Origin of the sequence: Pseudomonas peradeniyensis, from assembly GCF_014268935.2 — a bacterium.
In the GTDB taxonomy this organism is placed as follows: Bacteria; Pseudomonadota; Gammaproteobacteria; order Pseudomonadales; family Pseudomonadaceae; genus Aquipseudomonas; species Aquipseudomonas peradeniyensis.
Map to the genome: position 1 here is coordinate 495,421 of NZ_JABWRJ020000004.1, position 19,064 is coordinate 514,484.

The 19,064-nt window shown below is 59.4% G+C and carries 22 protein-coding genes and 1 pseudogene; 4 read left to right on the forward strand and 19 right to left on the reverse strand.

Annotated features, from left to right (window positions below):
- Positions 1 to 107: 107 nt before the first annotated feature.
- The gene (locus HU751_RS22515; RefSeq protein ID WP_186733664.1) at positions 108 to 767 is read right to left on the reverse strand and encodes a DUF2971 domain-containing protein; all 660 of its coding nucleotides are present in this window, start codon (positions 765 to 767) and stop codon (positions 108 to 110) included.
- A gap of 118 nt (positions 768 to 885) precedes the next feature.
- Here HU751_RS22515 and HU751_RS26915 point away from each other — a divergent pair, with 118 nt between their 5' ends.
- Complete coding sequence (locus HU751_RS26915) at positions 886 to 1,074, forward strand: hypothetical protein (protein ID WP_225933368.1); 189 nt, start codon at positions 886 to 888, stop codon at positions 1,072 to 1,074.
- 126 nt (positions 1,075 to 1,200) lie between these two features.
- Here the strand turns inward: HU751_RS26915 and HU751_RS22525 are convergent, their stop codons facing one another.
- A complete protein-coding gene (locus tag HU751_RS22525) occupies positions 1,201 to 1,713 on the reverse strand; it encodes a hypothetical protein (protein WP_186733663.1) in 513 nt (170 codons plus the stop codon).
- Between the two features lie 548 nt (positions 1,714 to 2,261).
- Positions 2,262 to 2,984 carry a hypothetical protein gene (locus HU751_RS22530; RefSeq protein WP_186733662.1) on the reverse strand — a complete coding sequence of 241 codons (723 nt, stop codon included), beginning with the start codon at positions 2,982 to 2,984 and terminating at the stop codon, positions 2,262 to 2,264.
- 94 nt (positions 2,985 to 3,078) lie between these two features.
- Between HU751_RS22530 and HU751_RS22535 the strand changes: the two genes are divergently transcribed.
- The 3 genes and pseudogenes from HU751_RS22535 to HU751_RS22545 all read left to right on the forward strand — a co-directional run bounded on the left by HU751_RS22535 (position 3,079) and on the right by HU751_RS22545 (position 4,897).
- Positions 3,079 to 3,294: a hypothetical protein gene (locus HU751_RS22535; RefSeq protein ID WP_186733661.1), complete on the forward strand. Its 216-nt coding sequence runs from the start codon at positions 3,079 to 3,081 to the stop codon at positions 3,292 to 3,294.
- A gap of 291 nt (positions 3,295 to 3,585) precedes the next feature.
- Positions 3,586 to 3,828 (forward strand): DUF4224 domain-containing protein, encoded by a 243-nt coding sequence (locus HU751_RS22540; RefSeq protein ID WP_186733660.1) that lies wholly within the window; start codon positions 3,586 to 3,588, stop codon positions 3,826 to 3,828.
- Position 3,829: 1 nt separating this feature from the next.
- Positions 3,830 to 4,897: pseudogene (locus HU751_RS22545) on the forward strand (tyrosine-type recombinase/integrase).
- An 826-nt stretch (positions 4,898 to 5,723) separates the two neighbouring features.
- Here HU751_RS22545 and HU751_RS22550 read toward each other — a convergent pair.
- The 16 genes from HU751_RS22550 to HU751_RS22625 all read right to left on the reverse strand — a co-directional run bounded on the left by HU751_RS22550 (position 5,724) and on the right by HU751_RS22625 (position 19,061).
- Positions 5,724 to 6,323 (reverse strand): hypothetical protein, encoded by a 600-nt coding sequence (locus tag HU751_RS22550; protein WP_186733659.1) that lies wholly within the window; start codon positions 6,321 to 6,323, stop codon positions 5,724 to 5,726.
- 1,024 nt (positions 6,324 to 7,347) lie between these two features.
- On the reverse strand, positions 7,348 to 7,536 hold the full coding sequence (locus HU751_RS22555) for a hypothetical protein (protein ID WP_186733697.1): 189 nt from the start codon (positions 7,534 to 7,536) through the stop codon (positions 7,348 to 7,350).
- 76 nt (positions 7,537 to 7,612) lie between these two features.
- On the reverse strand, positions 7,613 to 7,987 hold the full coding sequence (locus HU751_RS22560; RefSeq protein WP_225933369.1) for a hypothetical protein: 375 nt from the start codon (positions 7,985 to 7,987) through the stop codon (positions 7,613 to 7,615).
- 123 nt (positions 7,988 to 8,110) lie between these two features.
- A complete protein-coding gene (locus HU751_RS27415; RefSeq protein ID WP_496197680.1) occupies positions 8,111 to 8,350 on the reverse strand; it encodes a hypothetical protein in 240 nt (79 codons plus the stop codon).
- A 210-nt stretch (positions 8,351 to 8,560) separates the two neighbouring features.
- Positions 8,561 to 8,983, reverse strand: coding sequence for a structural protein (locus HU751_RS22570; protein WP_186733657.1), 423 nt, complete (start codon positions 8,981 to 8,983; stop codon positions 8,561 to 8,563).
- Positions 8,984 to 9,024: 41 nt separating this feature from the next.
- Complete coding sequence (locus HU751_RS22575) at positions 9,025 to 9,408, reverse strand: tail fiber assembly protein (protein WP_186733656.1); 384 nt, start codon at positions 9,406 to 9,408, stop codon at positions 9,025 to 9,027.
- On the reverse strand, positions 9,405 to 11,093 hold the full coding sequence (locus tag HU751_RS22580) for a hypothetical protein (protein ID WP_186733655.1): 1,689 nt from the start codon (positions 11,091 to 11,093) through the stop codon (positions 9,405 to 9,407). The genes HU751_RS22575 and HU751_RS22580 overlap by 4 nt, the downstream gene beginning before the upstream one ends.
- Before the next feature lie 6 nt (positions 11,094 to 11,099).
- A complete protein-coding gene (locus HU751_RS22585) occupies positions 11,100 to 11,696 on the reverse strand; it encodes a YmfQ family protein (RefSeq protein ID WP_367616985.1) in 597 nt (198 codons plus the stop codon).
- The gene (locus HU751_RS22590; RefSeq protein ID WP_186733654.1) at positions 11,687 to 12,727 is read right to left on the reverse strand and encodes a baseplate J/gp47 family protein; all 1,041 of its coding nucleotides are present in this window, start codon (positions 12,725 to 12,727) and stop codon (positions 11,687 to 11,689) included. Before HU751_RS22590 ends, HU751_RS22585 begins: the two co-directional genes overlap by 10 nt.
- Positions 12,717 to 13,115, reverse strand: coding sequence for a phage GP46 family protein (locus HU751_RS22595; protein WP_186733653.1), 399 nt, complete (start codon positions 13,113 to 13,115; stop codon positions 12,717 to 12,719). Before HU751_RS22595 ends, HU751_RS22590 begins: the two co-directional genes overlap by 11 nt.
- Positions 13,112 to 13,621 carry a phage baseplate assembly protein V gene (locus tag HU751_RS22600; protein WP_186733652.1) on the reverse strand — a complete coding sequence of 170 codons (510 nt, stop codon included), beginning with the start codon at positions 13,619 to 13,621 and terminating at the stop codon, positions 13,112 to 13,114. Before HU751_RS22600 ends, HU751_RS22595 begins: the two co-directional genes overlap by 4 nt.
- Positions 13,618 to 14,730 carry a phage baseplate assembly protein gene (locus tag HU751_RS22605; protein ID WP_110698321.1) on the reverse strand — a complete coding sequence of 371 codons (1,113 nt, stop codon included), beginning with the start codon at positions 14,728 to 14,730 and terminating at the stop codon, positions 13,618 to 13,620. The genes HU751_RS22600 and HU751_RS22605 overlap by 4 nt, the downstream gene beginning before the upstream one ends.
- 4 nt (positions 14,731 to 14,734) lie before the next feature.
- Positions 14,735 to 16,084, reverse strand: coding sequence for a DNA circularization protein (locus HU751_RS22610; protein WP_186733651.1), 1,350 nt, complete (start codon positions 16,082 to 16,084; stop codon positions 14,735 to 14,737).
- Positions 16,081 to 18,297, reverse strand: coding sequence for a phage tail tape measure protein (locus HU751_RS22615; RefSeq protein ID WP_189657361.1), 2,217 nt, complete (start codon positions 18,295 to 18,297; stop codon positions 16,081 to 16,083). The genes HU751_RS22610 and HU751_RS22615 overlap by 4 nt, the downstream gene beginning before the upstream one ends.
- Before the next feature lie 117 nt (positions 18,298 to 18,414).
- The gene (locus HU751_RS22620; protein ID WP_104444102.1) at positions 18,415 to 18,714 is read right to left on the reverse strand and encodes a phage tail assembly protein; all 300 of its coding nucleotides are present in this window, start codon (positions 18,712 to 18,714) and stop codon (positions 18,415 to 18,417) included.
- Positions 18,714 to 19,061: a phage tail tube protein gene (locus HU751_RS22625; RefSeq protein ID WP_186733650.1), complete on the reverse strand. Its 348-nt coding sequence runs from the start codon at positions 19,059 to 19,061 to the stop codon at positions 18,714 to 18,716. Before HU751_RS22625 ends, HU751_RS22620 begins: the two co-directional genes overlap by 1 nt.
- Between the last annotated feature and the right edge of the window lie 3 nt (positions 19,062 to 19,064).

Sequence of the window (19,064 nt, forward strand, 5' to 3'; positions counted from 1 at the left end):
GCGCCAGCAACACATCAATCTGCCGCCCAGCGGCTTGGTAGTTATTGGCCATGACCCAGTGAAAGAGGCTGTTTTCGACTTCGGCGCCGAACGTGGCCACCTAATTGTCACAGCCACATCGTTTTGTCTTTGTTTCTCACCATATTAAATGTGCTGAAAGCCGGCCTAACTTTAAAAGTCTCCACAGCATGATCAAAGCCACGCAATGCATCCTGAACCTGCTGGCGTGTAATCCTGCTTCGACTCCCGACTATTACCTGCCGCAGCTTAATTCGGTCATTGATTTCTTGAAAAATCAACTCAGACCTATTGAGATTAGAAATATCAACAAACAGTCTATGTTCTTGCTCGTATCTCCAATGAACGAATTTAGTAGATGCATATGCCTCCATCCAGCGCTTGAACGCCATAGGATCATTCAAGTCAGTGTCCGTCAGCCTAATCTTGCTGGACCTGTATTTTACTTGCATCAAATCACTTTCACTGACATCAAATCCAAGACAAAGCCCTTGATGCTTTTCGGCATAGTGCGCCCATTGGACAGGATTATTGAATTTTGCGCTAAAGCAGATCAACCCAAGATTTTCCGATACTGTTTTTTTTAGTTCCTTAAACGTCCTTCTGACTGCCTTGTCCGATTGATGATTGCATGAAAATTCAAATGGATCATTTAAATCCATAATGGTAGCCACTTTGAGCCGCTGCCGCTCCAAGTTCTCAATACCATATTTAGCGTTACAAAAATGATAGACCCGTTTTACTGCCATAAAAACTCCATTTCCATCCACCTTTTCTACATTCTTCTATTACCCCATCTCGCCCCAAATTGCCACCATGCCGCCACCAGCACGGAGGGCGGCGCATGCAAATCGAGAGGCATCGGCCATGACGGAGCAGAAGGCGGGAGCCGCCAAGCACTCTGCGGACTACCGCGAGCGCGAGAAGAAGAAGGCTGCGAAGCTGGACATCGAGAAGGTGTTTTTCAACATGCCTGCCGGGATCAAGGCTGTGCTGGCTGCCGAGATCGAGCGCCATGGCTGGTTCGCGCAGGACCATGATGAGTGGGCGCGTTGACATGAACGATCTGACGCACCAGCCTTTTTCATCTCGCCGAAACTAGCGCGTCAGTTCAAAGAGGCCAGTATGGCTGAGCTGAAGCGGTTTCCTGGAGATGAGGCGGTAGAACCCAGTGAATCCGGCTTAAGCCTTTGAGGGAGAGTCCATCACATGGCTCGCTATAGCAGCGAGAAACTTCAAGTCCTGGCCTTGATAGGACAGATCGATCAACCCGTTGCCGTCAGGCGAAAGGACTAGTCCTTTGGGAGTTATCATGAACCGAGTCAGCTCAATTGGTTCGCCGGTAACTAGATCGGGAATACTTAATGCGACCTCAACAGCCCCATGAGCTTCCAGGCCAATTGGGGCATAGTGGATGATGAACCTCTTGCCAAGTACTTCACCGTTAATCCTGCTGGCCATGTCATCATGGGCAATTGAAACTATGTTATCGAGGCTCTCGGCACTGCACTGGCTCCAGTTTTTTGCGAGCATCTCTAAATAGCCAATCGCAGAGCTCACATCAATTCTGCGCACTCCAATCTTTTGCCTGAATTCACGAAAGTCTTTCTCAAAGTCCATCTGACTCATTGGCAAAACTCCATCCATCCATCCATCCATCCATCCATCCATCCATCCATCCATCCATCCATCCATCCATCCATCCATCCATCCGGCCCCATGCCGGTCACCCGTAATACCCCACCCCAACCCAAATTGCCACCATTCCTCCCGGCCACGAAGACCGGTGTAGGGGGGAAGAAAGACCAGACTGAGGCTGGAGCACGGCCCCCCCAATCACCTGGTAGCGTCCAGCTGGATCGCCACCCCAACCGACACCGCTCGGCGAAGCAAAAGCCGCCAAGATCTTTGCCGCTGTCAGCGCCTGGAATCAGCAAAGAGCAGCATGAAACACATCACCGAACGCGTTCGGCACGGACGGCGAAAAGCCAAGCAGATTCACAACGCCACCAGAAGAATCAACTTTCAAAATCATGCACTTGGATAATATCATGAAGGCTCCGATGATTCCGTCCTCCTCATACCCTCAGGATGTGTCAATAACGGATAGACCGACGACGTATCATCAGCACCAAACAAATTATACACATGAACAGAACAAAGAGAGCCTGAGCGCAACGTATTAGCTAGATTATTACCCTTCACAATACTTACAGAATTAGGGCTCCTCAGGAAAATTATTGTCAAAAAAAGCGAATACTCATACTGATGAAAGACCTCAATAAAGTAGTTATAATAGAATTTTTTTCATCCGGCGTTATACCTGAGCCATCAATAAAATATAGGCAATGAGACGCTTTTCTAGCGAAACCATTTAAACGATCAAAGTCCCCCGCAATTATACCCCTGACATATTCGGCCGATGCATCAACCCCGGCTTTCCAGGACATCAAATCAAACTCATCCCTTTTCTTTACTAGCTTTTGACGCAGTTGATATGCGTACCGTTTCGACCTATCAGTTTCGGATCGAAACAGCACTTCAGCATAGTCATCCAATCGCCCGACAAGCTGAAAAAAAGTATTCTCGAATTTTTCCCTCTCCATAATACCTTGCTGAGTAGCCATGAACGCGGTTGTCTTCTTTGCCTCATTGGTTTGTATCAAGGTGGTTCTAAGCAGAACCAACAACGCCAAAAAACTCAAAACTGGATTTAAGAGACCTCCAATAAAATCCCCCACCTGACCAATATTACTAGATATCGCAAGATCAGATTTACCCAATATAATAAACGCTATCAGAACCACCACCGCCACTGCCAACGCCAACGAAATAATGAAAGTGCTATTTAAAGGACTTACATCCCTCTGAACCTCTTTAACCCCAGAAAAGAAAGTTAGATGCAAAGCGTGCACAGAAATTGAAACAAACACAAACCCCAAAAAAATCTCAACATACAAATTCATGATAAAAACATCCTGGAAAAATACCTTATAAAAATGCAGCCCCAGCTCTCTCCACTAGCTCCCCAACGAGCAACGCAAACCACGATTTTTTAGTTTGTTCGAGCGGCTGCAGGACATCAACGACGAGCAGTGTGTGGCCGAGGGTGTTGGCACGAGCGAGCACGCCGTGGACATGAAGCTCACCAAACCGCAAGGAGAGTCACTGCCAAAGCCCATGCTCAAGGACTTGTGGGTTTCCATCAACGGTCCGGAAGCCTGGGAAAACAATCCGTGGGTATGGGTCGTCGAGTTCAAGAGGATCGAGCCATGACTGACCTGCTCGAAACACGAACCTAACCCCGCCCCACCAACTTAAGCCCGCTGGCGACTCGACCTATAGCCCGCACTGAGCAACAACAAGCCAGGCACCAGTAGCCCAACTGCGGTGTAGCCGAAGGCTTCCTGCCCCGACGCACCTATAGCGGCGAACGCGGCACCAATCGCAATGAGCGGTGCACCTGCGAAGTAGAAAGGTTTTTTGGCTGTCTTGCCCATATCGATCCTCCTGATTGAGGCCCCATTTAATCACACCTGCCGCCACCAGCGGCGTGGAGACCATCACATGCAAACCGAGATTCTTTCGGACGAAGAGCTAGCCGAACTGACTGGCTATAAGGCCAGGGGATATCAGCGTCGCTGGCTAGAGGAACGTGGCTGGATATTCGTTGAAACCCGCAGCGGGCGCCCACTGGTTGACCGCCATTACGTCCGCATGAAGCTAGGCGTGAGCCTTGGAATAATGCCAACGGCGTCGCCACCACCAGTATTCCCTGAGTGGACACCTGACATTTCGAAGGTGAGGTGAAATGCGCCTAAGGAAGACTGAGAACCGTGACCTGCCGCCAGGCATGTACTGGCGCAAGCGCACTATTAAGAGCAAGAAAAACCCTGGCAAGAAGTGGATCAGCTACTTCTACTTGGATAAGTCTGGGAAGCCGGTACCGCTGGGCACTGACCTGAATTTGGCAAGGCTGAAGTGAGCCGAGCTGGAAGCGAAGGAGAAACCCAAGGATCTGGTCACCATGGGTGCGATCTTTGACCGATACGAGCGCGACATCATCCCGAAGAAGGCGCCGCGCACTCAGAAGGACAACCTGGCGGAGATACGCCAGTTGCCCAGCTACTTCGAGAAGGCTTCAATCGACGGCATTACACCCGCTCACGTAGCGAAGTATTGCGACGCCAGGACGGCGCCGGTCCGGGCAAACCGAGAGATCGCCACCCTGTCGCACATCCTCAACATCGCCCGTGAATGGGGCCTGACCAACCGGGAGAACCCCTGCCAGGGTGTACGCAAGAATAAGGAGGTGCCGCGGGACTTCTACGCCGGCCCTGAAATCTGGGATGCGGTGTACGCAGTCGCCGTACCGGAACTCAAGGATGCGATGGACCTGGCCTACCTCACCGGTCAGCGACCAGCCGATGTCCTGGCCTCAAGGGCCTCAGATGTGGTCGACGGCTACCTGCAAATCGACCAGGGCAAGACGGCCAAGAAGCTTCGGATACGCCTGGCCACTGACGGTGAGCAGAGCCCGTTGTCAATGCTGCTTGAGCGTCTGCTGCTGCAGCGTAGGGAGCGAGGTGTGCGCGGCCCTTACCTGATCAACACAGAGGACGGCCGAAACGTCACCAAGTCGATGCTTCGACTCCGATGGGATGACGCGAGAAAGGCGGCGGCAGACAGGGCGATTGAGGACATGGACCCGGCCCTGGCCGAGATGATCAAGGGCTTCCAGTTCCGAGATATCCGCCCAAAGGCCGCCAGCGAAATCGAGGACCTAGCCCATGCAAGCAGGCTTCTCGGCCACACCGACAAGCGTATAACGGAGGTGGTTTACCGCCGCGTCGGCGAGGTTGTAAAGCCTACCCGGTGATGGGTTCAACAAGCCAAGTTGCGGAACACCACTTAAAAGATGCGGAACACATGCGCGAATCATCTGGCGTAAACGCATACCCCAGAAACACGAAAAGCCCCGAATTTAGGGGCTTTTGTATGGCGGAAGCGTAGGGATTCGAACCCTAGGATAGTTGCCCATCGACGGTTTTCAAGACCGTACCATAAGCGCCCATTTATCAAGGTGTTAACGCAAAAAACGATTCCAAAACTAACACGAGGAGGCTCGGCTACAGGCCGCATAGCACAAGGGTCGTAATTTTGGTTTTGGAACCGATTTTCAGACGCAAGCTACGGATTAGCCATCAACGACGAAGCACCACTACCTACACCGAGACGCTATAGAACACCACTAGCAAAATCAGTGACGATTGACTAGTCGATTGCTGATCAAACGAGAAAATCTGTATATCAAAAGCCGCCCGACATAAAGCAGCTACGCTCAAACGCAATCGTTCAACTTCGCAAAAGGGCGCCTTATTATCTTTAGCATCTCTATATGCACGCAACCCCTCCAGAGCCTCCCGAACAAGTATCTCTCTAGAGTCACCCACCCCTTCTTTAGTTCTTATCATGGGACAACCCCTATGGATTGACCAGAACATTAAAAGGACGCCTAGCGTGGGAGAACACCAGGAACTGCAGCAGCAAATCATGCGGTTTATTTTATAAAGCAAAAACTCATGAAAAGCCCCTAAAAATCAATGGCAACCGTCACGCCAAACGAGCATATCAAAGCCACAGATCACCACCGAAAGCGCAAGGGCCTGCCCTCAACAAGAAAAAGCGAGAGCAGGCCACACCCACTAGAACCAACCTGATATCACGTTCCCGACATCAGAGAAAAAGTTTTTAATGGAGGACCAAGCATTAGCCAGCCACTTAGCAACACTTTGGATTATCGAACTGAAAAAATCAATAATTGCACTATACACCTTGTTAGCCAGCGAGCACACGCTCTGAAAGGCAAAGACGATCGCATTACCGGCCCCAGGGTTTTCTTTATAAATCTCCTTAGCCTTATCACGCCAACGATCAATTGCCGCCGCATTATCCCTTTTGGCCTTATCGGCCATTTCGTCAATTTTCCTGCTAAAGTCATCCTGATTATTCGAGGACTCTAGCGCCTTAGTATACTCAGAAGTCTTGCCGTGAAAACCAGCACTATCGGAATTCAAGTCCGCCTTGCAGTCACCAACAAACCGATCAATGACCTGATCATTCCCACCATCGGAAACATAACTTACAGCCAACGACACTGGCTGCAAGCTTTCATACAGCTCATTCAGCGCCTTCGATTCCGCACTGTAGCCTTGTGCCCGCCTATCACTTTTGAAATGGGCAGCCATATCATCAATAATACTCTCAAAGTCATTACGAGCAAGAACCATGCTTTGGGCTGACATTATTCTCTCCCTGAAAATATCAAAAATTTGCTTACAGCCCCTCCAATATAGCCCAGCCTCACAACACGTCAAAACACTCAACAATCTCAACTTATATATAGTCACCTAATACTATAAGGAACGTATGAGTTCCTGATGGTCACGCGACTATAGCTGTTAGGCCGTCACAGCCTCGGATGACAACTCCGCGATTGGGCGTAAATCCACAACCTCATCGGTAGGGGCACCACAGTGTTACGCGCTTTTAGGAGCGCGTAGGCCCTCCAGAGCCTCCGTTTCACGACACTATCTTAGAGTTTCTCCGACACAGCAGTACTTTGCAGCTGTCTCCACTAGGGTATGAGAAACGCTATTTCCTGAGTTTGGAGAGTGCATAGGAAACCACGGGAGATTCAGGTTTTTTGCCTTCACGCTTTTTTCACACTCAATGCCGCATGGTGAAGGCTCATCCGATCCCCTACGTTCGCCCGCGCTCCCCTGCGGGCTTTTTCTTTTCTGAATAAGACGAAACCGGCTAAGTCCAGTCGCCTTCAGCGCACATCAGCAGCGCTGCATTGGCCTGGCGAACCATTGCAATCCACTCAGTTGAGCTTACCAAGCCGGAATGCTGAAGACGCTGGGCTACTGCCAGGGCTTGATCATATTCTGACTCTCGTAGCACGCCCGCACCAAGGTACCTACCCGTCCAGTCAGCAATGACCAGATTTTGCTCTTGCTCTACCACCCCAAAGCCCCCACGAAGCCTAGCGCTAAATGTCGGCGAGATTACATAATGTCCTCCGAGCAAGAAATTGGGGCTCACTACCGCTCATCCGGATCTTCCTGCAAAAAGAAATAATACCAAGGTCTAGTTGTAAGAAATAATTTCAAGCACAGAAAACGACAGAAATCGGAACGATTCGCAGCAATACTGCTTGAGCTGCATGAAGCTATCGGCAGGCTGAATCGAGCAGCCCAACCCATCGCTGCATGTGCATGACCTGCGGGCCATAGCAGCCCGATGCCCTGTTGAGCGAAACGAAGCTCAATGGCGGGGTAGTGGCTGATGACCCAAGGCGTAAAGCTGATAATCGGTCACCGCTTGGAATGAGGATTCCGCGATAAGCCGTAAGCGCTCGATCTCTTCTACCGAACCTCCAGCGTCCTGAGCGTTATGGTAGGCACGCAAAGCCTCAATGGCCTCACGGATAAGTGGCTCTCCCGCCTCAATCATTCCTTCGATGGTTCGTTTCACGACATTCTCCTGCCGAAACGTGCTGATCGCGCTGCGGCGCATCAAGCCCTAGCCTCTACCCCTCAAGCGGCATCCACATGACACATCCCCCTGCCGCTTGGGCGATCAACCAGTCATGTTCACGCTTGCCGAAGGGCCTGGGCATACCAATAGACTCTCGATAGGCATACTGATGGGTGACCTTCAGTTCCAGCGCAGTAGGTGTTGCCTCTCCCAGCTTACCTTTGCTCAGTCCCTCCAAAGCGCCCGTTAATGCGAGATGTTGTTTAACTCCATCATCACTGTCTTCCAAAATGGATACAGCAATAAACGCAGCATTCGCACAACGATCCACTTTCAGTACCTGCGGCTTTGCACTGTCCATTTCAAAATTCGAACCTTGGGCTACGGCTGACAAACACAGTGCCGCACACATGAACAAACTACGCATCGACGACGTCCTTTCGACCTGAACAGAGCAAAATACTCACACCTTCATCCCCGCCTCGAACGGCCGAAGCCTATCCTGGCGGCTTAACCAAGGCATTATAGGATTTCTCACAGGCAAGCCCAGCTATTCTGGCGCGGTCAAACGCTGCCGCCAGCTCTCCCGCTCGAGCATCAGCCCGTGCGAGCAAGTCGGAGAGCACCATTGCGGCGCGTCGGGCTGCCTCGCTTCGAGCGGCAACTGCGGGATCCGGGCCGGAGCAACCGACGGAGGCAGCGAGCTTGCCGGCTTCGTCACGCAGCCGCTGACCAGCAGCATGGGCACCAGCAGCAGCGCCTTCAGCGATCGTTCGTTGTTCCTGAGCATGCGCACTCACCTCCTCTTGCGCTTCGACGCGCTGTTGCTCCTTTGCCCGCTCCCCTCGCTCACCCAGCATCTCAGCCAGTCGGTCGCCACTGTCCCGCTGTGCTGATGCTGTGGCGGCCTGGGCGCGCTCAACTGACCGCCCATGCTGGTAGACGAACCAGTACGAACCGACCACAGCCAGCAGCGCAATCACGCGCACGTTCCAAGTGTTCATCCCAGCGCCCTTCGCAAGCCCTCAGCGAACACCGCCGCCGGATACTCGTAGTTCGCGTTCTCGTGCTTGATGATCGCGTGCACCAGGCCGCCCAGGATCAGCAGGTTCTTGATGTCCTTGATCGGATCGCTCGGGGCAAGGCCACAGCGCTGCGCCACGGTGCGAATGTAGGCATCGGTGTCGTTCTCTACCTCCGGTGCCCAGCGTTTGATGATCGCCGCAACAGTGCGCAGGCCATGCTTGTTGTAGTAGGTCTGCAAAAGCTTGCCGAGCGCACGAATCCCATTCTCCGGAGTGTCGAAGGTACAGAATCGGCCGCCGGGCTCTTTACCGATCTGGCCAACCCAGTTGTTGGCGGGATTGAAATCGATGTTTCCCGGGTTGCGATTGCGCACGCCGCGAGGAAGTAATTGAGTCATGGTTTTCTCCAGGCAAGAAAAAGCCCCGTCAGTGCGGGGCTTCATTGGGTTTGTTCGGCGATCCAGGGCGGCGCGACAGGCCGGTGCTTGATCTCCGGGAACTGCTCCGACTGGGGCCAGTCACGCAGGGACTGTAGGTAGGCCAGCAGCTCGGCGAAGCGCTCGCCGGTAAGCGTGGTGCTGCGCTGCAGATCCTGTTCGTCACGATGGCGTTCGCGTAACCACAGCACGTCGCTCACTGCAGAATCGCGCCATACCCGCTCGGTAGCTTCGATCTGCTCTCGTGTCCTCGGCGGGTTCAAATAGGCCTGCAACTCGGCGTCAGTCATCAGCACCAGGTCCTTGACCTTGAATGCGTCCTCAGAACCGTCCGCCGCGTAGGCATAGACCTGGTTCGTTCCCTTCTGTCGATAGTGCTTGTTCATCGGTATTCACTCCATTTCATAATCAGGTCATTGCCGTCTTCACGGAACATCCCGGCAGTTCCACCTGGCGGCACCGGACCTTCAAGCGTCGTCTCACTCCCCCCTGTCATGAACGCTTTGGCCCAAGGACTTCCATTGATGTGGAGACTGGCAGACAGGTTCCCACCACCTGGGTCGCGAACGTGGACGGAGACCCAGATCGTCTTGTTCGTGGTGTTGGGATAATTGACCCCCCAATTTCGGTTGGCAGTCATGTCCTGCGGCGACTGATTCATGCCAAACGCAACATCCGCGAACCGTCGCGGCGAAACGTAGGTGTTGTACGAGCTCTTGTTCACCATGTCGGTGAGTGTGGCCTCCAGCTGGTAGCTGAACGCATCGAACCAGCCACTCCACGCAGAGCCATCCCAGACCCGCCAGGCCTTACGTCCGTTGTTCGCCCCGATGCCGTTCAGGGTCTGCTCGCAATAGGCATCTCCCCCGCTGACATCGATAACGTGGCGACCTTGCGCCCAGCCTTGCGGCAGACCTGCAAGGCCCGAGGCCGGGGTGATGAACTTGCCGCCGGTTTTGTACTTGTTTAAGTCCGTTTCGGTCGAGGTCGCTTGCCCGCCGATGCCATATGCCATCAGCGCAGCCGAGGACAGCAGCGGCGAGCCGTTCCACTTGAGGGCGCCGGTATAGTCCATGCTGAGCTTGCCCGAGGCCTTGCCCTGCCAGCTGAAGCCGATCGCAGGCGCATAGTCATCACGCACTTCCACGGGGTTGGATGCGCCAATTTCCCCCGCCTCGCGGATCAACGTCGCGCCGGCCGAGTAATCAGAGCCGTTAACCGGCGAGGCCAGCACGGGCTGTTGGCGGCTGACAGCCCCCACGACTAATCTGCTTACGACTTCGTTCTGCACAAACTCTGTCGTGGCCAGCTGGGTGGTTTTGGTGCCCTTCGTTGCCGTAACTGCCGTTGGCACGCCGGTAAAGGCAGGACTGGCAAGCGGGGCTTTCTGGGCCAGCGCCGTGTCCACCTGCTGTCTGTTGTAGGCATCAGTGATACCGTAATCGCCCAGCGTCGTAGGGTTGCTACCGACGGTGACCCTGCCTAGTGCATCGACCGTAACCTGCCGGTAGCTGCCAGCGACCACGCCCGTATTGCCGAACAGCTGGGCGAAGGTCAGCGCCGTGGTACCGACCTGCGGCGGTGCGGTGTTGCTCAGCTGCCACATCGACCCTGCGTAAGCCGTACCGGCCTGCACGATGATCAGGTGGCCCGGCGTGCATTCTGCGCTGTCGTTGGCATCGAGCGCCCGCACCCAGGCCCCGGCGGCGGCGTTGTAGATCCAATTTTGCGAGGCGTTGGCCTGGTCCTTCACCAGCACCCGGTCACCGGCCGCCAGGGCCACGCCGTCAATGGTCTGCAGGCCAGACAAAGCAATGGGGCCGGTGGTAGCCACCCGCACAGCGCGCTTGACGTCACTGGCGGCGAGCCCCTGAATGGCCTGCAGCAGTTGGGCGTTGTCGTCCTCGCTCGGTGTGAGGCCGGCAGCCTTGATCACGGCCAACAGCTCGTCGGTGACGGCATTGCCCCAGGCCGAGGGGATCAGCGAGCCCGGCAGGCCCGTGCTGACGTTCTCGTCCACGAACTTGCCGCCAACAAGGCCGACATTGGGAATGCGTTTCGGGTAGTCCATATCGCGTTATCCGTAGGTAATGGTTTCAAGGGTGTGCGCCGGGGCGGCGCGGCTGACCAGGCACTCCAGCGCGCCGTTGGCGGCGCCGCCGAAGGTCTGCCCCCAATGGCTGAAGCCGAAGCGGCTGCCCTGGGCCAGGCGCGGCCCCGTCTCCAGGGTCCACATGAATTGCGCGCCCCAGGTACCGAAGCGGGCCGAGCCGTACCGCGACCGGCCGAAGCGCGGCGCCCGGTGCTCGACCACGCGGGCATTGCGGTAGCCCAGCGAAAAGGCCAGTTCAACGAAGTAGGCCGGCGTCTGCCCGCCCACCTCCAGCAGCCGGCGGCGCACGGCCAGTTGCCGATCGGCAAACGCCGGCGAATCGCCCATGCAGGGGTCGGGTAGTTGCATGACCCGCTCCCAATCGGGGACCAGCTCGCGCACGGTGGCGGGTTCGCTCTCGGCCAGCAGGTCAGCGGCGCGGCGATCCTCGGTGGCCAGCTCATGAGCCGCCGCCTGCAGCACCTGGTCAACGCCTGGGTTGAACTCGCGATCCCATGCCGGCCCCGGCGGCAGCAGCGCGCACAACTGCGCGTAGTAGTCCTGCACCGTCCTCACGACCACAGCACACCCCCATAGGTCAGCAGCTCATTAGGGGCCGCCTGCACGTCGCCGGCGGGGCTGATGACGGAGTGATCACGTTCACCCGTGGCGCCACTGATGGCCTCGGCAATGTGGGTGGCCAGCAACGTGGCGCCCAGCTCCGATTCACGGTTGTGCAGGTCCACCAGGGCGGCTTCCACAGCGCGGCGGACCGCGCTGCTGTCCGGGGTGACTGTCAGCTGGTACTGCACCGGCTTCTCTGCCGGGGGCAGCACGTACACCTCGGCTGTCACCGGGCGCTCTTGCTCGATGTAGGCCGCAACGGTCGCCAGGGCCTCAGCGTTGGGGATGATGTCGATATCGCCATCGCGCACGAAGAACAATCCCACCGTTCCCGGCCCCACCCAGCGCCGCACAACCCAAGCCCGGGTCACCCCGGCGACCTCCAGCGCCCAGGTCTCGTAATCGCTCTTGCTGCCGCCGTGGGCAATGACCCGGTACGAGCGGATCACCCGAGCGCGCAGCGCCTCGATACTCTCCTGCTCGGTGCCGCCGGTCAGGCCCGGCGCTGCCACGGTGAACGTATCATTGACCCCCAGCACCGGCGACACTACGCGCAGCGGGGTGCCGGCGGGCGTGTTGCCCAGTTCGCCCGGTTCCAGGGCTTCGACCTGGGCGACGCCATCCGTGCTGCTCAGCTTGACCGAGGCCCGCACCCTGAACAGCACCTGATCATCGCGCTGCAGCAGCGTGCCGGCGTCGAGCAGCGCCGAGGCGGCGCCGGTGAAGCTGGCCGCCCCGCTGGCCTTCACGGCCTCCAGGCGCCCCCGCTTAAGCCGCGCCCGGGCCATGCGCAGTAGGGTTTCGTCGTCGGCCGTGTCCGGCAGGATCTGGTCGGCGATGTAGCGCTGATGGCCGTAGCGGCCGGACGAGGCCGCGCCCAGCACGCGGGCCAGCACCTCGGCGTCAGAACGGACCAGGGCGCTGCCGCCGGCCAAATCGGCCTGTGCCCTGGCCACCAGGGCGGGCAATGTTGGGATTTCAAACGGCATTGATCACCTGCCACAGGTTGTCTAGTTGAACATCGATCACCGGGCCATCGCGCAGGCCGACTTGCACCTGCATGTCGAGGCGGTCGGCCTTGCGCGACGCCGTTACCGTAACGGCGCTCACCCGGTCGTCATCCACCGTCCACTGCAGCGCCTCGCGGGCGAACGCCTCGGCCGTGCGCACCGTGTCGTCGGTCAGCGTGCGCCGGCGTAGCTGCCACAGGCGTGACCCGATGCGGTCATTGGCCAGGGTCGGGAACGTGTCGCCCCACCAGCCGTAACGCTGGTCGTCGTCCAGCAGGTCGCCGTCGTCGGCGCGGCGCCAGGTCAACAGGCTGATCACCACGGCGCGCTGCCAGGCGCGTTCGGACTCGGCATCGAGCAGCGTCATGCCGTCACCACCGGCTTACCGCTCTGCTGGTTACCCTTCGCCACTCCCTCATGCGGGTGGTTGACCTGGCTGACGCCGGCGGCGATCTGGTCGCCCTGCGACACGATCTGGCCCGTGGTGCGGATCACCGGTGTATCGAACTCCACGGCCGTATCGGCCTTGATCTTGAGCGTCAGCGTCTCGATCTCGATCACGCGGCCGCGCTTGAAGTGCAGGCGGTCGCCCTCGTCGGTGTAAATAGCCACCTCACCGCTCTTGAGCGCCTGCAGGCGAAAGCGCCGGTCGGCGACGCAGACGACCACCCCATGGGAGCGGTCGCCGCCCAGGAACGCCGCCAGGGCCTCGGCGCCGGGCAGCGGGTTGGACGTAAAGCCGTAGGGCTCGAAGTGCTCCATGCCGTCTTTCACTTCGTCGGCGGTCAGGCGCATCTGCAGGCCCTGCAGCTTGCGGCCAGCATCGACCAGGGCGACCACGCCCCGGGCGAGAAAATTTCTCATGGGTTTCATTGGCCAGGCTTCCAGTCGGCGGGGATCAGGTATTCGAAGTTGTCGGCCTTGCCGCCCTTCTTGAGCTTGCGCGACTTGTGCGGGTCTTTCGGCTCAGGGTCGAAGCCATCCGGCGGCCCTACCACGATGTTGGCCACGGTGCCGGCGTCATCGAGCACGTACTCGATTTCGCTGATGAGCATGTCGCGGTCGATGCCGATCAGCGGGTCGACCACGCGCACGATCATGTTCGGCACCCACAGGGCGCCGGTGGACTGCCGCCATCCCTGGATTTTGTAGCGTAGGGTCAGCGCCTTGCCCATGCGGCTGCCGCGCTCCCAGTTGGCCCGCGCCTGAGCCAGCTCCGGGGTCATCTGGCCACTTTCGTGGATCAGCAGCACCCGCCGCCGGGTGGCGCGCGGATCGGTGACGCCGGCCTTCACTTCGCTAGCCGCCGCGCCGTAGTCAGTGTCGGTGCCTGAGCGCTGGCCAGTGACGCGGTACTCGGAAAACACCCCCGAGAAATCCAGCTCGGCGCTGCCGGTCAACAGGTTCTGCCCCAGTTCCAGGCGGTCGACGGCGCGGCCGGCGCTGCCCGGCTTGATGATCACCACCCGCCCCCGGGCGTCATCGGTCGATAGCAGCCGCGACAGCGTCAGCAGGCGGTCGATGGACTCGAAGGCGGTTTCGCCGGGCTCTATCTGGTGGTCGGCCAGCTTGGTGGTTTCCGCCACCTCACTCAGCACCCGCACCCCGTAGGGCTCAGCCAGCGCCTGCACGATCTTCTGCACGCTCTGCCCGCGCCACTGGCCGGGCTTGTTCACCGCCGAGCAGTCCACCAGGTCGGCGGTCAGCGAGCGGCCGGCGACCGACCGTTCGACGCTGCGGGCGTCGTAGCTGATCGGCGTGCCGAACACCCAACCCGTCAGCACCAGGTCGGCACCGATCCGCACTTCGCAGCGGTCACCCTGGCGCACCGGGATTTCCTGCACCTGGCCCGGCCAGCTCCATGTCACACCCAGGCGAAAATCCCGGGCCTGGCGTTCGATGCCGGCACTGATGCTGACTTTCTTCCAGCCGCGATAGTCCAGGCCGTTCACGCTCAACGTGACAGCATTTTGGTTGTCCATGGATTCACTCTCGAGCGATGGTCAGCGCGCCGACAGGCAGAAAGCCCGGGTGCTGCACCTTGTTACGCGTAACGATTTCCTCGGCGCGGGTGGCGTCGCCATAGCGCTGGTACGCCAGCACCACCGCCGGCAGGCTTTCCCGCGTGGTGACCTCGGCCAGCCGCACGCCGGCGCGGGCCACTTCGGTCAAGTGCGCCCGCACCTGGTTGCGCACCACCTCCAGCCGCTCGACATGCTCGACCGGCGACGCCAGCGCGGCCAGCCAAAGGGCGTCACTGATGGCGTCACGCAGCGCGACCACATCGGCTGTCACCGGCACCTCGGGGCGCTGGATCGGGGCCACCACCTGCTGCTCCAGGGTGGCGAAACCGGTCAACGGCTCGGGCGCCTGCACCACCGGCATGGCCACCGCCTCGCGCACAGCCAGAGCGATCAGTGCATCGCGCACCAGCTCGCGGGCAGCGGTGACCACGGCGGCGGTGTCGGTTCCTCCGGCCGGCGGCGGCGCGTTGGCCAACTGGCGGGCCTGCTCCACCTGGCCGGTGATGGCCCGGCCGGACTCGGCGAAGCTGGCAAACTCCGGCGTCGCCTCGGGCAGCGCCGCGACGGTGCGGGCAAACTCCGGGTCAGCCTCCAGGCTGGCCGACTCGCCGCCGCTGGACGGCCCCCAGCGATATCCCGACGACCGTGAACTGCCGCCGACACTGGCGAACTGGCCCCGGATCATCGCCGCGAAGTTGCCCGGGGCGTTAATCAGCATGTCGGCCAGCGCCTCCACCGAGCTGACCAGGCCCGTCAGTTGGCGAAGCTCCGAGGCAATGGCCATCTGCACCCCGGCCACACCGTTCTGCAGCGCGACCACGGCCAGGCGCGCCCGGTTGACCACCGCCATGGCGGCCTTGTACCGGGCAATCGCCGACTCAAGCAGGCTTTCCGATGAGTCCTCCAGCTGCCGCGCCGTGTTCGGCACGCCGGCAGGAAAGCCCTTCTCGCCGTCCTCCACAAACACCAGGTCAAAGCGGACCATGCCGCCTTCACGGCGCTCATGGCTGACGCTACAGACCGTCGCGGTGGCCGTCAGCCGGCCATACCAGGGGTGGACCAGCTCGCCCGCCCCGGGCTTGTCCAGGGCGTTGAGCAGGTTGTCACGTTGGAAATAGCAGTCCTCCCCGATTACGAAGGCGGCCAGCTTGATTTCCCGCGTGACGCGGCCCAGGTCTTCCACCAGCGGCTTGTCCCGCTGCGGATACTCATGCGTCTGTGTGCGCCGTCCCGCCGGCATGCTGTCGTTGTCGACGTGGAACGGCACGCCCCGGAATGAGGCCGGGTGCAGCTGATCCCGCCAGGTACTCATGACGCCCTCCCCAAGGATCGGTAGCCCACTTGTGGGCTGACCTGCAGCCCGGGTTGGTTGGTGTCGGCCTGCTCCACCCGCATGCCCGGCGGTGCGTTGTCGAAGCGCACGACCATTTGCCCTTCCAGCTGGGCTTTGCTGGCCTGGGCCGCCTGCTGCACCAGGGAACCCCGCGACGCGGCCAGGGCACCGGGTGCCGGCGCCGACAGACTGGTTTGCCCAGGACGCGACAGCAGGCCCATTTCAGCGCGTTTCGCCGCCTCCTGCGGGGTCAGCCCTTTGGCCAGGCTTTCTTGTGCATGCTCGGCCATCTGCGAGGCCGACAGCGGCATCGCCGCCCACGGTCCCGGCTGATTCGGCGCACGCATCAGGCTGGCCACGCTGGTGGCTTCGGGCATCAGTTGCACCGGCTGCGCCATCGGCTTGACCAGCGCCCCCGGTACCGGCTCGCCGGCAGCGTTGCGCGCCTTCTGCTGCTCGGCCCAGTCGTTGACCTTGGCCGTCGCCGCGCTGATCACGCCGTCGCCGCTCGACTCACTGTCGAAGCCCAGGAATTTCATCATGGGCTCGATAATGGGTCGCAGCTTGTCCCAGACCCCCTTGAAAAAGCCGGTGATGGGCTCCCAGTGCTTGATGATCAAACCCAGCGGCGACCAGTCAAAGACCGACTTGAGGAAGTCGAAGAACGGCACCGACAGGGCTTTGACCAGCTCCCACAGCGCGCCGAAGAACGCCGTCAGCGGCTCCCAGTTGGCGACGATCTGGCCCAGCGGTGACCAGGCGAAAGCGGTTTTCATCCACTCCCACACCGCCATCGCCGGGGCCTTGATCTTGTCCCATACCGCTTGGAAGTACGGCGCCACGGTCGACCAGTTGGCAATCAGGACACCGGCGGCAATGGCGATACCCCGGACGATCATGCCCACCGGGCTCATACTCGCGACCCCGTTCATCAGGGCCAGCGCCGCCGAGGCCCCGGCCGTGGCCAAGCGCAGTACGGTGAAGCCCACCGCCGCACCCAGCAGCCCTTTGATCAGCCAGGGATGCGCCCCGGCCAAGCTGGTCACGCCGCTGATGATCGGCCCCACCGTCGCCATGAAGTCGTTGAGCGGGGGCAGCAGCATGCTACCGACCGTGATACCCAGGCGGGTTACCCGGTTCTGCAGCAGCTGCATGGCGTTGGCCGTTGTTTCCGACCGCGACTTGTACTCGGCTTCCATCGAGCCGGCATAGGCCGTAGCGTCGCCCACCTTCGTCAGGTTGCCACTCAGCAACTGCAGGTTGGTCACCAGTGGCGTAATGGCCGCCACCGACTCGCTGCCAAAAAGATTGGTCAGCAGCGCCGGACGCTTGGCCGCGTCCACCTGGGAAATCCGCTTGAGCAGGTCCAACATGGTCGCCTGGGAGTCTTTCTGCATCGCGTCCGCGACATGCTTGGAATCCAGGCGCAGCGACTTGAAGGCCTCGGCCTGCGCCTTAGTGGCCGCCGAGCCCTTGGTCATCGCCAACATGAAGTTCTTGATGCCGGTCGCCGCCACGTCCTGCTTAACGCCGACGCCGGCCATGGTCGCGCCGATGGCCGCCACCTGCGCCGATGACAGGCCCGCCACCTCGCCCAACGCGCCCACTTCGGTGATGATCGCGGAAATCTGCTTGGTGTTTGCCGGCCCGGTGTTGCCCAGGTAGTTGATCCGATCGGCCAGCGCGACCACTTCGGTCTGGTTCATGCGGAACGCCGTCCGCCACTTCGCCATCATTTCCCCGGACTCAGAGGCCGTCTGATCGAAGGCGACGCCCATTTTCACGGCGTCTTCGGCGAACTGGTTCAGCTCTTCCCGGGCAATGCCGGACTGGCCGCCGGCGGCGACAATCTGCGCGATGCCCTCGGCCGCCATGGGCAGCCGCTCAGACAGGTTCAGCACGTCGTCGCTCATGGCCTTGAACTGCGCCGGCGACTCGAAGTTGACCACCTTCTTGACGTCGGCCATGGCGCTTTCAAAGCCAATGGCCGCCTTCACACCCATCACGAACGGGGCCGCAATCGCACCGCCCTGCAGGGCCTCACCGAAGGTGATCTTGCCAAGGCCCGAGCTGTTCAACTGCTTGCGCAGCACCGCGGCGTTTTTGCGAACACCGTTAAGCACCGGTGACAGCTTGTCGACGCCGGTAATCAGCGCCTTGAGTTGGAATTTATCCGCCACCGCCTCCCCCATTCAGCGCGTTGATGCGCCACGCGTTTTCCTCACTCTCGAACAGCGTGTCGAGGGTCCAGTCCAGCACCTCGCCCGGGGTGGCTTTCCACCACCAGGCAAGGTCGTAGGCCAGCTCGGTCAGGCCGCCGACTGCTTCGAATCTTGGGGCATGAAAAAACCCACGATCAGCCAGCCGATGGTGTTCAGGTCAGCCAGGTCCAGCTGGTTCACCGAACTGGCCGGGATGGCAGCGCAGATCGCGATGTACTTGCCGACCGCTTCCACCTCCATGATCGGGTGGCCGCTCTCACCAACGACGTAGGGCAACGCCTTGATTGCGCGGCACTCCTGCACGGTCGGGCGGCGCAAGGTCAGTTCGGTGACCTCTTCACCATGGGCCTGGATTGGGGTAGCGAGGGTGTGAGTTACAGTGGTCATTACTGCCAGTCTCCTTGGATGCCTTCGAATTTGAGCGAGACCTTGGCGTCATCGCCGGTCACTTTGGACTCATCCACTTGGTACGCGCCGCTCAGCACATACACCGAGCCGTCTGCCAGCTCGGCGGTGATGGTCATATTGGTCCCGTTGGCCAGCTTGGCCCGGGGGAAATTGGCGGTTTTCACCGCATCGACCACCACATAGGGGATCAGGTCTTCTTCCTTGAAGTAGCCCCGCGTGATCGTTTCGCGTTTTGTGTCCGACAGCGGGCATTCCACGCCGCCGGTGATCACCAGCTGATCGCCGTCGACCTTCACAAAGCAGGTGCCCGCGACTTTCTGACCCATAAA

What these genes read in the sequence shown, in the direction of transcription:
- HU751_RS22590 (WP_186733654.1), bottom strand. Translation starts at nt 12,727, where the DNA reads ATGCCGTTTGAAATCCCAACATTGCCCGCCCTGGTGGCCAGGGCACAG.
- HU751_RS22550 (WP_186733659.1), bottom strand. Translation starts at nt 6,323, where the DNA reads ATGTCAGCCCAAAGCATGGTTCTTGCTCGTAATGACTTTGAGAGTATT.
- HU751_RS22540 (WP_186733660.1), top strand. Translation starts at nt 3,586, where the DNA reads ATGCAAACCGAGATTCTTTCGGACGAAGAGCTAGCCGAACTGACTGGC.
- HU751_RS22555 (WP_186733697.1), bottom strand. Translation starts at nt 7,536, where the DNA reads ATGATTGAGGCGGGAGAGCCACTTATCCGTGAGGCCATTGAGGCTTTG.
- HU751_RS22525 (WP_186733663.1), bottom strand. Translation starts at nt 1,713, where the DNA reads ATGGATGGATGGATGGATGGATGGATGGATGGATGGATGGATGGATGG.
- HU751_RS22620 (WP_104444102.1), bottom strand. Translation starts at nt 18,714, where the DNA reads ATGACCACTGTAACTCACACCCTCGCTACCCCAATCCAGGCCCATGGT.
- HU751_RS22605 (WP_110698321.1), bottom strand. Translation starts at nt 14,730, where the DNA reads ATGGACAACCAAAATGCTGTCACGTTGAGCGTGAACGGCCTGGACTAT.
- HU751_RS22560 (WP_225933369.1), bottom strand. Translation starts at nt 7,987, where the DNA reads ATGCGTAGTTTGTTCATGTGTGCGGCACTGTGTTTGTCAGCCGTAGCC.
- HU751_RS22610 (WP_186733651.1), bottom strand. Translation starts at nt 16,084, where the DNA reads ATGAGTACCTGGCGGGATCAGCTGCACCCGGCCTCATTCCGGGGCGTG.
- HU751_RS22575 (WP_186733656.1), bottom strand. Translation starts at nt 9,408, where the DNA reads ATGAACAAGCACTATCGACAGAAGGGAACGAACCAGGTCTATGCCTAC.
- HU751_RS22595 (WP_186733653.1), bottom strand. Translation starts at nt 13,115, where the DNA reads ATGACGCTGCTCGATGCCGAGTCCGAACGCGCCTGGCAGCGCGCCGTG.
- HU751_RS22600 (WP_186733652.1), bottom strand. Translation starts at nt 13,621, where the DNA reads ATGAAACCCATGAGAAATTTTCTCGCCCGGGGCGTGGTCGCCCTGGTC.
- HU751_RS22530 (WP_186733662.1), bottom strand. Translation starts at nt 2,984, where the DNA reads ATGAATTTGTATGTTGAGATTTTTTTGGGGTTTGTGTTTGTTTCAATT.
- HU751_RS22625 (WP_186733650.1), bottom strand. Translation starts at nt 19,061, where the DNA reads ATGGGTCAGAAAGTCGCGGGCACCTGCTTTGTGAAGGTCGACGGCGAT.
- HU751_RS27415 (WP_496197680.1), bottom strand. Translation starts at nt 8,350, where the DNA reads ATGCTCAGGAACAACGAACGATCGCTGAAGGCGCTGCTGCTGGTGCCC.
- HU751_RS22580 (WP_186733655.1), bottom strand. Translation starts at nt 11,093, where the DNA reads ATGGACTACCCGAAACGCATTCCCAATGTCGGCCTTGTTGGCGGCAAG.
- HU751_RS22515 (WP_186733664.1), bottom strand. Translation starts at nt 767, where the DNA reads ATGGCAGTAAAACGGGTCTATCATTTTTGTAACGCTAAATATGGTATT.
- HU751_RS26915 (WP_225933368.1), top strand. Translation starts at nt 886, where the DNA reads ATGACGGAGCAGAAGGCGGGAGCCGCCAAGCACTCTGCGGACTACCGC.
- HU751_RS22570 (WP_186733657.1), bottom strand. Translation starts at nt 8,983, where the DNA reads ATGACTCAATTACTTCCTCGCGGCGTGCGCAATCGCAACCCGGGAAAC.
- HU751_RS22615 (WP_189657361.1), bottom strand. Translation starts at nt 18,297, where the DNA reads ATGGGGGAGGCGGTGGCGGATAAATTCCAACTCAAGGCGCTGATTACC.